Below are 12,595 nucleotides of genomic sequence, written 5' to 3' on the forward strand. Positions count from 1 at the left end.
CATGAGCCAACCACCTAAAGTGGTCCTCGCCTACAGCGGCGGCCTCGATACTTCTTTTTGCGTAAAACACCTGACCGCCGATAAAGGCATGGAAGTGCATGCTCTCACGGTAAATACCGGCGGCTTCTCCCCGGAAGAGCTGGAAGCCCTGGAACAGAAAGCCCTGCAGCTCGGCGCGGCATCTTACAAAGCCGTGGACGCCTTGCCCACCTATTACGACCAATGCCTGCGCTACCTCATTTACGGCAACGTGCTCCGAAATAACACCTACCCGCTGAGCGTAAGTGCCGAACGGATGTTTCAGGCGCTGGAGACCGTCAAGTACGCCAACAGCCTGGACGCAGATGCCGTAGCCCACGGCAGTACCGGTGCGGGCAATGATCAGGTGCGATTTGACCTGGTCTTCGAGGTGCTGGGCAACAACCTGCAGGTCATCACGCCCATCCGCGATATGCAGCTGTCCCGGCAGGAAGAAATTGATTACCTGAAAAAGCACGGCATCGACTGGCCCTGGGAGAAAGCCAAATACTCCATCAATCAGGGCGTATGGGGCACTAGTGTGGGTGGGGCGGAAACCCTGACTTCCGACCAGACTCTACCGGAGGAAGCCTACCCCAGCCCGCTTACGCAAAAGGAGCCGCAGGTAGTCACTCTCCACTTCAAAAAGGGGGAACTGACCGGGCTGAACGGAGTTTCCTACGACCACCCGCTGGAAGCCATACAAGCCCTGCAGGAATTGGCAGCCCCCTACGCCATTGGCCGCGATGTGCACGTGGGCGATACTATCATCGGCATCAAGGGGCGGGTGGGTTTTGAAGCGGCCGCTCCGCTCCTCATCATCAAAGCGCACCATTTGCTGGAAAAGCACACCCTTACCAAGTGGCAGCAGTATTGGAAAGAGCAGTTGGCCAACTGGTACGGTATGCTCCTGCACGAGGGGCAGCTGCTGGAGCCGGTGATGCGCAATATCGAAACTTTCCTGACCGAAACACAGGTGACAGTGACCGGTAGCGTTACCGTCCAACTGCACCCCTACCGCTTTGAGCTCATCGGCATTCAGTCAGATTACGACCTGATGAACAGCGGCTTTGGGCAGTACGGCGAGATGAACAAAGCCTGGAGTGGGGAGGATGTCAAAGGCTTCACCAAAATTCTCTCCACCAACCTGAAAATCCACCATTTCGTACAGCAAAATGCACCAAAAGATGATTAACGCAGGTATTGTAGGCGGAGCGGGCTACACGGCCGGAGAGCTGCTCCGCATTCTCATCAATCATCCGGATGTTGAAATCGCCTGGGTACAAAGCAATAGTCAGGCGGGCAAACCGGTCACTGCATTGCATACCAGCCTGCTGGGCGAGACTTACCTCAATTTTCAGGCGGAAGCTGACTATGGCAGTGTGGATGTGCTCTTTCTATGCATGGGCCATGGCCGCTCGGCCAGCTTCCTTTCGGAAAATGAAGTGCCGGAGGACATCCGCATCGTCGACCTGAGCACGGACTTCCGGGCGGAAAGCGAAGACCATGATTTTGTATACGGCCTGCCCGAGCTGCAGCGCGACCGCATCCGCTCGGCTACGCGTATTGCCAACCCGGGCTGCTTTGCCACGGCGATTCAGCTGGCGCTGCTGCCTCTGGCTAAAAACGGGCTGCTGGAAGATCATGTGCACGTGCACGCCGTCACAGGCTCCACCGGGGCAGGGCAGGCGCCTTCAGCCACTACCCACTTCAGCTGGCGCAATAATAATATCTCCATCTACAAGGCTTTCCGGCATCAGCATCTACAGGAAATTGGGCAGAGCGTACGCATGTTGCAGCCCGATTTTGACCTGGACATCAATTTCCTGCCGCTGCGGGGCAATTTCCCCAGGGGTATTTACGCAAGTACCTACCTGTATACGGACCTGAAAGCTGGAAAAGCCACAGAGCTGTTTGAGGAGTTTTACGCCGACTCTCCCTTCGTATTTTGCTCCCCAACTAATCCGGACCTCAAGCAGGTGGTGAATACGAACAAAGGCATCGTTTACCTCGACTGGCACGAAGGCAAGCTCCTCATCGTCAGCATGATCGACAACCTGCTCAAGGGCGCATCCGGGCAGGCGGTACAAAATATGAACCTGCTGTTTGGGCTGGACGAAGCGGCTGGCCTGCGGCTCAAACCTTCTCAATTCTAAACCTTATGCAGCATTTCACTTCCGTACACGATGTAGCGGACCCGGCAGCGCTGGTCCAAAGTGCCCTGGAGCTCAAGCAAAGCCCGCCGGAAGACCTGCTTTCCATTGGGCAGCACAAGACGATGGTCCTCTTGTTTTTCAACCCCAGTCTCCGCACCCGCCTGAGCACGCAGAAAGCCGGCCTCAGCATCGGCATGCAGGTGATGGTGCACAACGCCGGTCAGGGCTGGCAACTCGAGTTTGAGGATGGCGTCATTATGAATGCCGATAAGGCAGAACATGTGAAGGAAGCGGCGGGTGTCATCAGTCAGTACGCGGATATTATCGGTGTGCGCACCTTCCCCAGCCTGACAGACCGCGAGCGCGATTATCAGGATTTCATACTGGAGCAATTCAAAACGCATGCGCAAGTGCCGGTCCTCAGTCTGGAATCGGCTATCCGTCACCCGCTGCAGTCCCTGGCCGACTGGGTGACGATAGCTGAGCACCGCCCGGCACACCGCCCAAAGGTCGTGCTGAGCTGGGCGCCTCATCCCAAAGCTTTGCCACAGGCGGTCGCCAATTCCTTCCTCGAATGGATGCAGGTTGCCGATGTGGACCTCTGCCTGACCCATCCGGAGGGCTACGAGCTGGCCCCGGACTTTGTGGGCGATACGCCGGTCATCTACGATCAGAAAAAGGCATTGGAAGGAGCCGACTTCGTATACGTCAAAAACTGGTCGCCCTACCATACCTACGGGCAAGTGCAAAACCAGGATGCCAACTGGATGATCAGCCCGGAAAAAATGGCGGGGACCAATGACGGACGTTTTATGCACTGCCTGCCGGTACGCCGTAATGTAGTGGTGGCAGACGCCGTGATCGACAGCCCGCGCTCCCTGCATCTCGAGCAAAGCAACAACCGGACCTGGGCGGCGATGGCGGCGATTAAAGAATTGCTGAAAAGCCAATAACATGTCCACACTCACCATTCTAAAAATCGGAGGAGCCCTGCTACAGCAGCCCGAAGCCCTCAGCGACTGCCTGGATTACTTCCACGGGCTACCGGGGCATAAAATCCTGGTACACGGCGGAGGCCGGCGCGCCAGCCAAGTCAGTAAAGCCCTGGGCATCACCCCGCGCATGTACGAAGGCCGCCGCCTTACCGATGAGGCCACGCTGGAGGTGGTGACGATGGTATACGCCGGCCTGGAAAACAAGCGCACCGTTGCCCAACTGCAAGCTCTCGGCTGCCCGGCCATCGGGCTGAGCGGGGCGGATGCCAATATCATCCTTTCGGAAAACGGCGGGGCGGAGCTGTGGATTACGGCTATGCGGGGGACGTAATCAGCGTGCAGGCGGAGCAACTACAGGCTTTACTGAGAGCAGGCTTAGTCCCCGTCTGCTGCGCCATCACCCACGATGGGCAGGGACAGCTGCTCAATACGAATGCAGATACCATTGCCGCTTCCCTTGCTGCAGGGCTGGCACCTTATCACGAGGTGGAATTGCAGTACTGCTTTGAGCAGCCCGGTGTGATGCGGGATATCAAAGACCCGGCATCCCTCATCCCGTCCTTAAACCCAGACAGCTACGCTGCCTACCGGGCAGAGGGTGTGATCGTAGACGGCATGGTGCCTAAATTGGATAACGCCTTCCGGGCGGTGCAGGCGGGGGCGAAGCGGGCGGTGATTGCGGATTTGGCGGGATTGAAGGCTGGTGGGGGTACGGAGGTGGTTGACTAATCCATCTGTCTTGTTCCCCATCCATACCATTATTTATTTAATCTTCCTGATCTCTTTCTCCAGAATAGGAAGGTAGCGGGTAATGATAAGCCAAAGCACCTCATCTGAGACGGAATCGTATCCGTGAATTATCCGGTTTCGAGTATCTACGATTTTTCTGGAGTTACTGATTGAGATATTTGGCTCTACCCTTAAAATTCGGCTCATAGCTTCGCCAATGATTTCAATATTTCGTTCTACAGCTCTTTTGGTCTTGATGTCTTTTTCAAATTCTGTATACGTGCCTGAGCTGGGAAGGAAATCATTTATCTCAGCAATCGCTTTTTCAATATCCTCAAGCCATACCTTTATTTCCTCTTGCATAAACGATGGCTTTTTGCTTGTTCACTAAACCTTTGAAAACTTTATTCCTAATGGAACGCTCTTCCAGCAGATCAATCTTTCTTTCAAATATTTTTTCTAGCTCAAACTTCAGATTGAAGTAGTTTTCTGCGTATTCGATAGGATCAGTTGAAGAGATAGAGACGACAAAATCAATATCGCTTTCTGGATTGAATTTAGAAGTTAAAATCGACCCAAAAACAGATAATTCATCGACTTCAAACAATGAGCACACCTCTTCCAGTACTTCACTTTGTTTGCGAATTAATTCTATACCCATCTCTTAACCTCTTTTAATTTGTTCTTCTACGCTATCGTCTATATTACTCCAAGCCCCAAATAAATCTTTCCACTCATGATCATTCCGTTTGTTTGTGGACTGATCTACATGAATACTTTCCGTGAGCTCCGCAATAAGCCTGAGGCGGAGGTCAATATTCAGGTGGCGTAGCATTGCCATATAATCCAGAACTAAGCGGTCTTCAGTTGACATAAGAAGTTGATTATGCTTTGGATATTAGACGATAACATACTGCTTAAGAACAGCTAGCGGCACCAAACAGTTCCCGCTTCTGCTCGCAGGCAGGAATTCAATCCATTATCTGCCACCTGCTTATTTAAAGTCATGCTCAATCCCCGCCTCCTTAATCAAATATATGCCATAGTCCCGTATGGCATGGATAATAGGGATGCAGGTTTTGCCTTTCTCTGTCATTGAATTTTCCACTTTTGGGGGGCAATACTGCGTATACTTCCCGGGTTAACGAAGCCCTCCGCTAGCTCCCTTAGCTGTGAGGTGAGTATCTTGTCGGTAATGTGCGGGATGCTTCGCTTCAACTCGCTGTAGCGCATGACCTTGTCTTTTAGCCGCCACAGCGCCATGATCAAAGTTACAGTTTTTGATCTGTAATCGAGTCTGATCTATTAGGGGGCTAAGACCGTGTTGGGATTTTGGTCTTCTAGTCGAAAACTAACAATTTTTTGTTTAGACAAGAGCCGAAAACCGGAGTCCGTACGGATGAGGATTTTCGGGGCGAAGTATAAGCAAAAAAGTGTAGTTTGCAGACCGATTACTAAAGTCCCAACACGGTCTAAAACAGCAATAGGTAAGGATTGATACCTCATATTAATATATTAATTTAGCATTAGTACCATTCAAATAGAGTCACAACAACAACGTCTACAATGACTAACTGAAGACTCAGTACTAAATGAGACAGATAACAAGCCCGTCTGATTCGGGCAATTCTAACTACACTACCCTTACTCTTCGAACATAAATTTGATCAAATCCCCCTTAAATTACCGTCAAACTAGCCACAAAAGATATGAATACGCCACCACTTGCCGCCAATGCCATTGCCCTGCTGCGATCCCTCATCGCCACGCCTTCTTTCTCCCGCGAAGAAGAGAAGACGGCCGGGCTAATCGACCGTTTTCTGAAAGATGCAGGCCTAACTACGCACCAAAAAGGGCACAACATCTGGGCATTCAACCGGCACTACGACGAAACCAAACCCAACGTACTGCTCAATTCCCACCACGATACCGTCAAGCCGGTGGCAGGCTGGACAAAAGACCCTTTCTCACCGGATATGGAAGAGGGCACGCTTTACGGCCTGGGCAGCAACGACGCCGGCGGTCCTCTCGTCAGCCTGATCGCCACTTTTTTGCACTTTTACGAACGGGAAGACCTGCCCTTCAACCTCATTCTGGCCGCTACAGCGGAGGAGGAGATCTCAGGTGCGAATGGCATAGCTGCGGTGCTCCCGGAACTGCCGGAAATCGCCGTAGGCATCATCGGGGAGCCTACGCAGATGCAGCTGGCCATAGCCGAGCGCGGCCTGATGGTGATTGATGCAGAAGTCACAGGTATCGCCGGGCATGCAGCCAGAAATGAGGGCGTCAACGCCATCTACCTGGCGCTAAAGGATATTGAGTGGATCCAACAGCACGATTTCGAGCGGGTAAGCCGCCTGCTGGGGCCGGTGAAGGCTACCGTGACGCAAATTAAAGCCGGTCATCAGCACAATGTGGTGCCCGACCGCTGCGACTTTGTGATCGATGTGCGCACCAATGAGCATTATACCAATGCCGAGGTGCTGGAGTACCTACAGATTCACACACAATCTATACTCGTGCCCCGCTCCCTGCGCCTCAACCCCAGCGGTATACCGGAAGGCCACCCACTGGTGCAGGCGGGTATAGCCCTGGGCATGTCCACCTACGGCTCGCCCACGCTTTCCGATCAGGCGCTCTGCCCTTTTCCTACCGTCAAAATTGGCCCCGGCGACTCCGCCCGCTCGCATACGGCGAATGAGTATATCAAGGTGGTGGAAGTGGAGGAAGGGATTGAGCGGTATATTGCGTTGTTGGAGGGGTATGTGGAGCGGGTGTAGATATGAGTACTGCTGACGTGAATTGGCGCTTGGAAACTACTCAAAGCTTATTTTTGTTGTTTTGTTATTCAAGTTATCAATAAGTGTTATAATAAAAGACCTAGTTATGGTAGATTATAGAAATCATATTGAATCGAATCCGGATGTAATGCTGGGCAAGCCGGTTATTAAGGGCACAAGGATTACGGTTGAGCTCCTACTCCGAAAACTGGCGGATGGATACGATTCAGGGGAAATTTTGGAGATGTACCCTCATCTTAAGCCGGAGGACATATCAGCTGCCATAACGTATGCCGCATTAGTTATTGAGAATGAAGAAGTAATTAAGGCTGCCTAGATTATGGTGTTAGCTGATGAAGGACTAAATGGTAAAATTGTAGCCGGGCTACGGAAACAAAATATTGAGGTCACGATTGTTTTTTTAAGGTATGAAAAGGATGATTACGCTAAGGTTTTTGACTTTTTATCAAAGTTGATCAAATCTCTTCTAAAGGCAGGGAAATCCAGCAAACACGAATTTATTACAATTAATAAAAATAAGGTCCGGAGGCGATTCATCTAAATGGTATTGATACTAAGTTGAAAACCTTGTACTTCCAAGACCACTTTGCAGCTACATTATGAAACTCTGGCAAAAATCCTACACCCTCGACCAGCAAATCGAAGCCTTCACCGTAGGGCAGGACCGCGAACTCGATGCCTACCTGGCGCCCTGGGATATCCTCGGCTCTCTGGCGCATGTGCAGATGCTCACCAAGATCGGGCTGATTACCGAAGAGGAGCTGACCCAGCTGCAAGCCGCTCTCCGCCGACTGTATAAAAAGGCAACTGAAGAGGGTATGACTGTGGAGTCAGGCATGGAAGACATCCACTCACAGGTGGAGTATATGCTGACGGAGGAACTGGGCGATATCGGCAAAAAGATACACGCGGGCCGCTCCCGCAATGATCAGGTGTTGGTAGATCTGCGGTTGTACTTCCGCTCGGAGATAGAGGAAGTCAGCCAACTCATGGGTGAGCTGTTTCAAACCCTTTTACAGCTTGCCGAACAGCATAAAGACATTCTGCTGCCCGGCTACACCCACTACCAGGCGGCTATGCCCTCCAGCTTCGGGCTGTGGTTCAGCGCTTACGCGGAAAGCCTGGTGGACGACCTGCGGCTCTGGCAGGGCATTTATCAAACCATCAACCACAATCCGCTCGGCTCAGCGGCGGGCTATGGGGCCTCCTTCCCGCTCGACCGTCGCATGACCACAGAACTGCTGGGCTTTGAAGACCTGAGCTACAACGTGGTACACGCTCAAATGGGGAGGGGAAAATCTGAACAGCAGCTCAGCTATGGTATCGCCGGCACTGCGGCTACCCTGGGCAAGCTCGCTGCAGATGTCGTGCTCTATGTCAGCCAGAATTTCGCCTTTTTATCCTTCCCGGATGAGCTCACCACCGGCTCCAGCATCATGCCGCACAAGAAAAACCCGGATGTCTTCGAGCTGCTCCGGGCCCGTTGCAACAGCCTGCAGGCCCTGCCCGTACAAATCAGCCAACTGACGGCCGGGCTGCCCTCCGGCTATCACCGCGATTTTCAGTTATTAAAGGAGGCGATTTTCCCCGCCTTGCAGCAGCTCAAGCAGTGCCTGAGCATTCTCAACTACGCTTTGCCCTATGCCCGCCCGGCCGGGCACTTACTTAAGGACGAGCGCTATCGTTACCTCTTTAGCGTGGAAGCGGTCAATCAGCTGGTACTCGAAGGCAAGCCCTTCCGGGAAGCCTACCAGATTGTGGGCGGACAGATTGCTAACGGTACCTTTGAGCCACCCCGGGAAATCCGGCACACGCATGAAGGCAGCATTGGCAACTTATGCCTGCCGAAAATCCGGGCGAAGTGGGAGCGTACCGCTCAGGGCTTCCCCTTTGAGCAGGCGGGAGAAGCCATTCGGCAATTGGTACAAAAAGGTTAATCAAAATATTTCGCCGTAAGCGTCCGCTGCGTTTTTGCACCACTCAACTAAGCGGACGTGTGCTCTGGGGAGCCCATCAGCGTTATTTTGAGCTGAAAAATGGTTTGGCTCATCGGGTATCCTCTTTTTTTAACTGTGATTGCAAAATTGCCTTTTGGGAGTGTCCGAGTCAAGGTATAAAGTTAACTTTTAAGCAATATCAAAATCTTACCTTTGCCCAAAACTGCATTACGCGATATGAAAAAGCTACTCTTCCTCCTCGCCACTATCCTCGTGGTACAGAGCTGCAACAACAGCTACCAGCAAATGGCCATCCGTAAAAAGCCAAAAAATGTCATCCTGCTGATTGGAGACGGCATGGGGCTGACGCAGATGTCCACTGCTTTTTACTACCAGGATAAAACGCCCAGCTTTACCCGTTTCCAGCACATCGGGCTGCACCAAAATGAACCCACTGACGCTACGATTACCGACTCGGCGGCGGGCGCTACTGCGTTCTCAACCGGTTACAAATCCTACAACAGCGCCATTGGAGTAGATAAAGATACAATTGCCCGGGAGACGATCCTCGAGATGGCTGCAGCCCGGGGGCAGGCTACCGGCGTTATAGCTACCTCTTCTATCACTCACGCTACGCCCGCTTCCTTTTTCGCGCATGTTGCAAACCGCGGCATGGCAGACGAAATTGCGGCTCAGCTACCCGCAGCGCCTGTCGATTTCTTTGCGGGTGGTGGCATTGAGTTCTTTGCCCGCCGTAAGGATGGCAAAAATTACCTGGATTCCCTTGCCGCTTACGGTTACCTGATGGATACCACTGCTCTTACCAAGCCTGCAGCCTGGGATAATAGCAAAAAGTATGGCTACCTTCTGGCTTCTGATGGTATGCCGAAAATGTCAGAAGGCCGGGGCGACTTCCTCCCTGAAGCTACTGCCATGGCTATTGATTTTCTTTCTGAGGACAAAGATGGGTTCTTTCTGATGGTGGAAGGCTCTCAAATTGACTGGGGCGGCCATGCGAACGATGGCGATTACATCATTGAGGAAGTGAAAGACTTTGATAAAGCGATTGATGCGGCGCTGGATTTTGCAGAAAAAGATGGGAATACCCTGGTGATTGTTACCGCAGATCATGAAACAGGCGGGATGTCCCTCTCAGCCGCTGAAGTGCGGATGCAGCGGACTTATGAGCATATCAACCCAACCTTCAGCACTGGCGGGCACTCTGCTACGCTTATCCCGGTCTATGCCTACGGCCCCGGCGCGGCTAAGTTTATGGGTATTTATCAGAACAACGATATTTTCGGCCTGATGCTGCAAGCCCTGCGCTGGTAGCGGTAATAGTATTTTGGGAATACAAAAAGTGCCCGGTACAGGTTGTAAGCTTGTACCGGGCACTGCTATTTTATCGAGACCATTTATCGAGACAGTTATTCCTTATTATCGGCTGATGACCGCCCGTTCCACATGCTGTTGGTCGTTTTGGGTCAACCGGATAAGGTAGGTCCCTTCCGGAAGTTGATTGGTTTCCAGCTGGAAGGCGTTGGAGCCACTTACTGCCTGGTCCGTGAACGCCTGCAGCGTACGGCCCATCAGGTCAAGCAGTTCAATTTCCACTTTGCCCTCAACTGCGGCACGGTACTGCAGATTGACGAGGTCTTTGGCAGGGTTGGGGAAGATGCGGAAGCCGGCGCCTTTAGTCAGGTCGTTGCTTTTCAGGCCGGAAGGATTGCCCACGGCGATTCCATTTTCTCCGGGTAAAGCAGAGCCAATAGTAATGGTGTAATCTTCTACCTCGCCATAACTGAATGTTTCACAGGGCGTGGAATAAGCGTTGTACTTCATGGCTACCCGCATGCGCGTAGTGCCTGGAGTTGCGTTTGGAGATACACTCAGGGTACCTGACAAAGTGCCTGTACCGCTGCCCTGTCCGATTTGCTCTCCGGCATCTGAGAAGTCGCCATCACGGTTGTAATCAATCCACAGGCGCCAGTATTCGGTATAAGTGGAGCCTGAGAAGCCGGGTACAAGGGTTACAGATACTGACCCGCCAGGCGTCAGTGCAGTAGAGAGGTTGGTGTAGTCGCCGTAACCACCGTCATTGCCGGAGTTGTTATTAATACCGCCAAACTGGATTCGCTGAATCCATTCGAAATTACTATTGCTGCCTTCCGAGCCACAGTAGCTTATCGGCGGAGGGGGCGTATTGTTAACACAGAAATTAGTGGCCTCGCTGCTGCCAAAGCTGCCTCCCGAAGCCAGTACCGTGCTGCCATCGGTGAGGCTGTACGAGCCGTTACCGTAAGCACAGCAGATACCATCTCCATAGCTGTCGAAGATGGTGAAGTCATAGCAGCCGTTCGGCAGGCAGATGTCTTCGGTGACGGTAGACCCTGCACCGCTGTATGGCCCACCGGAAGCTACGGTTGTGCCACTGCCGTTAACCACGCTCCAGGTCGTCTCTCCCGGGTAGTTGTCCAGATTGATGGTGAGCGTAATCTCATTGTCGTTGCAGGTGGGGTTGCCGCCGCCACCGTCACAAGCCTGCAGGCAGGAGGCATTGGACACGCGGTTGCGGATGACGTTGCCAGGCTGTGATCCAAAGCCGAGGTTGAAGTTGATCCCGACGTTCTGAATGTGGCAGTAGCTCATAATCGTCCCTCCATTGCTGGGGTAGCCCGGCAGGGAGCAGGAGCCCTCTGTTGATCCGGCACAGCCATCGATAGCCGTATTATTGCCATTCCAGACACAGGCGTGGGTGTGGCGGGAACCGAACAGGTGCCCAAACTCGTGAGTGGTGACCATAATCGTGAAGGAGTAAGTCGGTACCTGTGAATAAGAAGAGCTAATGGAAGAGAAACACAGGCTGTTATCCGGATTGCTGTTGCAAAGCCCGGAGAAGCCAGCAGCGATACCACCGCTTGCCTGATAGGAAAGCAGATGCCCCAGGTCGCCGTTCACGCCATTGCGGTAGCTTTGGAAGTCGGACAGCATGCCGGAACTGGAATTACTGGAGTAAGGGCTGCTGGAGCTCCAGACAAAAATTTCTGAAACTACGGTGTTGATGTTCTCGTTGGCATAGAGCGTGGCCACCTCGTTGGCAATGCCCGTTACGTAGTTGGTCGCGCCTTGTGTACCCCCTTTGTTTTGGAAGATGTCATAATCTACTTCGTAGTAAAAGCGCACACAGTCGCTAAGTGCCCGTGTACCGGCCTGTGGCTGCAGTTCCTCCCGGGTGTAGCCTTCGCCATCATCGGGCGTGCCGCAATCGTAAGCCATGCGCTCCAGTACATCCTTATCGTTGTACAGGATGTAGCGGGTTTCATTGCGGTTGCCTTCCAACTGGCCAAGGACGAGATTGCCCCCTCTTGCCGGGCTGAACAGGCCCATGACCCCATCTTCAAAAATACTCAGGGAAGCGATGGAACCGGATTCCCCTTTGATAATGCCACGGTAGTGCACGCCGTAGTCTACATCAGCGGCAGACTCGGTCTGACTGTCCGTAACCTGGAAGTCATCGGTAAAGAGGTCCACCCTGACCAGCTCAATGGCGAGCTCGCTGCGATGGGTGGAGGGTAAGTTAAACGTGATGCGGTCTGGCTGCTCGGCATGGAGTTGCTGTACCACCTCGTCCCGCATTTCGAGCAGATCGTACTGGTCAGGAGCCTCGTCCCCAAGGTTCGCCCGTTCTTCAGATTGGTCAAAAGCAGTTACCGTTTGGAAAGGCATGCCCTTGCTTTTCTCCGCCTGAACGAGCTCGGCAGGCTTTAGGATGCCTTGCCCAAAGAGGGACAGGGCAAGGAAACAGGAGATTGTTGTAAGTAGAGTTTTCATACTAATTATTAATGGTTAAAAAGAATTTCAGAATGAAGAAGCAGCCTCGAAGGCATACAAAACCCACTGCTGTCCAATCCCATTGATGGCAGCAGGTAAAGCCGTATTGCTTCAAAAAGCATGAAGAG

Annotated in this window: 14 protein-coding genes; 9 read left to right on the plus strand and 5 right to left on the minus strand. The window is 52.6% G+C overall.

Annotated elements, in window-relative coordinates; all coding sequences use genetic code 11:
* Nucleotide 1 precedes the first annotated feature (1 nt).
* Genes argG through ACO08I_RS18610 form a run of 5 tightly spaced genes read left to right on the plus strand, consistent with a single transcriptional unit; the run spans nt 2 to nt 3,898 of the window.
* A complete protein-coding gene (argG, locus tag ACO08I_RS18590) occupies nt 2-1,213 on the plus strand; it encodes an argininosuccinate synthase (RefSeq protein WP_282774339.1) in 1,212 nt (403 codons plus the stop codon).
* On the plus strand, nt 1,206-2,174 hold the full coding sequence (gene argC / locus ACO08I_RS18595; RefSeq protein WP_421946733.1) for an N-acetyl-gamma-glutamyl-phosphate reductase: 969 nt from the start codon (nt 1,206-1,208) through the stop codon (nt 2,172-2,174). Before argG ends, argC begins: the two co-directional genes overlap by 8 nt.
* Nucleotides 2,175-2,179: 5 nt before the next feature.
* Nucleotides 2,180-3,127: an N-acetylornithine carbamoyltransferase gene (locus ACO08I_RS18600; protein ID WP_421946734.1), complete on the plus strand. Its 948-nt coding sequence runs from the start codon at nt 2,180-2,182 to the stop codon at nt 3,125-3,127.
* Nucleotide 3,128: 1 nt separating this feature from the next.
* Nucleotides 3,129-3,500: a hypothetical protein gene (locus tag ACO08I_RS18605; protein ID WP_421946735.1), complete on the plus strand. Its 372-nt coding sequence runs from the start codon at nt 3,129-3,131 to the stop codon at nt 3,498-3,500.
* Nucleotides 3,473-3,898: a hypothetical protein gene (locus ACO08I_RS18610; RefSeq protein WP_421946736.1), complete on the plus strand. Its 426-nt coding sequence runs from the start codon at nt 3,473-3,475 to the stop codon at nt 3,896-3,898. The genes ACO08I_RS18605 and ACO08I_RS18610 overlap by 28 nt, the downstream gene beginning before the upstream one ends.
* A 33-nt stretch (nt 3,899-3,931) precedes the next feature.
* Here ACO08I_RS18610 and ACO08I_RS18615 read toward each other — a convergent pair whose 3' ends face one another.
* From ACO08I_RS18615 to ACO08I_RS18630, 4 genes are all read right to left on the minus strand, one after another.
* Nucleotides 3,932-4,261 (minus strand): DUF86 domain-containing protein, encoded by a 330-nt coding sequence (locus ACO08I_RS18615; RefSeq protein WP_282774332.1) that lies wholly within the window; start codon nt 4,259-4,261, stop codon nt 3,932-3,934.
* Entirely contained in the window at nt 4,233-4,559 is a 327-nt protein-coding gene (locus ACO08I_RS18620; RefSeq protein ID WP_282774331.1) for a nucleotidyltransferase family protein, read from the minus strand. Before ACO08I_RS18620 ends, ACO08I_RS18615 begins: the two co-directional genes overlap by 29 nt.
* A gap of 333 nt (nt 4,560-4,892) precedes the next feature.
* Nucleotides 4,893-4,994 carry a hypothetical protein gene (locus ACO08I_RS18625; RefSeq protein WP_345894594.1) on the minus strand — a complete coding sequence of 34 codons (102 nt, stop codon included), beginning with the start codon at nt 4,992-4,994 and terminating at the stop codon, nt 4,893-4,895.
* Nucleotides 4,991-5,161, minus strand: coding sequence for a winged helix-turn-helix transcriptional regulator (locus ACO08I_RS18630; RefSeq protein WP_282774329.1), 171 nt, complete (start codon nt 5,159-5,161; stop codon nt 4,991-4,993). Before ACO08I_RS18630 ends, ACO08I_RS18625 begins: the two co-directional genes overlap by 4 nt.
* A gap of 446 nt (nt 5,162-5,607) precedes the next feature.
* Here ACO08I_RS18630 and ACO08I_RS18635 point away from each other — a divergent pair, with 446 nt between their 5' ends.
* From ACO08I_RS18635 to ACO08I_RS18650, 4 genes are all read left to right on the plus strand, one after another.
* Entirely contained in the window at nt 5,608-6,678 is a 1,071-nt protein-coding gene (locus ACO08I_RS18635; protein WP_282774328.1) for a M20 family metallo-hydrolase, read from the plus strand.
* A gap of 106 nt (nt 6,679-6,784) precedes the next feature.
* Nucleotides 6,785-7,015: a DUF433 domain-containing protein gene (locus tag ACO08I_RS18640; RefSeq protein WP_044148402.1), complete on the plus strand. Its 231-nt coding sequence runs from the start codon at nt 6,785-6,787 to the stop codon at nt 7,013-7,015.
* Between the two features lie 283 nt (nt 7,016-7,298).
* A complete protein-coding gene (gene argH / locus ACO08I_RS18645) occupies nt 7,299-8,636 on the plus strand; it encodes an argininosuccinate lyase (protein ID WP_421946737.1) in 1,338 nt (445 codons plus the stop codon).
* 237 nt (nt 8,637-8,873) lie between these two features.
* Complete coding sequence (locus ACO08I_RS18650; protein ID WP_421946738.1) at nt 8,874-9,968, plus strand: alkaline phosphatase; 1,095 nt, start codon at nt 8,874-8,876, stop codon at nt 9,966-9,968.
* Nucleotides 9,969-10,073: 105 nt separating this feature from the next.
* Here the strand turns inward: ACO08I_RS18650 and ACO08I_RS18655 are convergent, their stop codons facing one another.
* On the minus strand, nt 10,074-12,467 hold the full coding sequence (locus ACO08I_RS18655; RefSeq protein WP_421946739.1) for a GEVED domain-containing protein: 2,394 nt from the start codon (nt 12,465-12,467) through the stop codon (nt 10,074-10,076).
* Nucleotides 12,468-12,595: the final 128 nt, after the last annotated feature.

It is taken from the genome of Phaeodactylibacter xiamenensis, from assembly GCF_965229835.1.
Taxonomy (GTDB): Bacteria; Bacteroidota; Bacteroidia; order Chitinophagales; family Saprospiraceae; genus Phaeodactylibacter; species Phaeodactylibacter xiamenensis.

What these genes read in the sequence shown, in the direction of transcription:
- ACO08I_RS18605 (WP_421946735.1), top strand. Translation starts at nt 3,129, where the DNA reads ATGTCCACACTCACCATTCTAAAAATCGGAGGAGCCCTGCTACAGCAG.
- ACO08I_RS18640 (WP_044148402.1), top strand. Translation starts at nt 6,785, where the DNA reads ATGGTAGATTATAGAAATCATATTGAATCGAATCCGGATGTAATGCTG.
- ACO08I_RS18630 (WP_282774329.1), bottom strand. Translation starts at nt 5,161, where the DNA reads ATGGCGCTGTGGCGGCTAAAAGACAAGGTCATGCGCTACAGCGAGTTG.
- ACO08I_RS18635 (WP_282774328.1), top strand. Translation starts at nt 5,608, where the DNA reads ATGAATACGCCACCACTTGCCGCCAATGCCATTGCCCTGCTGCGATCC.
- ACO08I_RS18615 (WP_282774332.1), bottom strand. Translation starts at nt 4,261, where the DNA reads ATGCAAGAGGAAATAAAGGTATGGCTTGAGGATATTGAAAAAGCGATT.
- argH (WP_421946737.1), top strand. Translation starts at nt 7,299, where the DNA reads ATGAAACTCTGGCAAAAATCCTACACCCTCGACCAGCAAATCGAAGCC.
- ACO08I_RS18625 (WP_345894594.1), bottom strand. Translation starts at nt 4,994, where the DNA reads ATGACAGAGAAAGGCAAAACCTGCATCCCTATTATCCATGCCATACGG.
- ACO08I_RS18600 (WP_421946734.1), top strand. Translation starts at nt 2,180, where the DNA reads ATGCAGCATTTCACTTCCGTACACGATGTAGCGGACCCGGCAGCGCTG.
- argC (WP_421946733.1), top strand. Translation starts at nt 1,206, where the DNA reads ATGATTAACGCAGGTATTGTAGGCGGAGCGGGCTACACGGCCGGAGAG.
- ACO08I_RS18620 (WP_282774331.1), bottom strand. Translation starts at nt 4,559, where the DNA reads ATGGGTATAGAATTAATTCGCAAACAAAGTGAAGTACTGGAAGAGGTG.
- ACO08I_RS18650 (WP_421946738.1), top strand. Translation starts at nt 8,874, where the DNA reads ATGAAAAAGCTACTCTTCCTCCTCGCCACTATCCTCGTGGTACAGAGC.
- argG (WP_282774339.1), top strand. Translation starts at nt 2, where the DNA reads ATGAGCCAACCACCTAAAGTGGTCCTCGCCTACAGCGGCGGCCTCGAT.
- ACO08I_RS18655 (WP_421946739.1), bottom strand. Translation starts at nt 12,467, where the DNA reads ATGAAAACTCTACTTACAACAATCTCCTGTTTCCTTGCCCTGTCCCTC.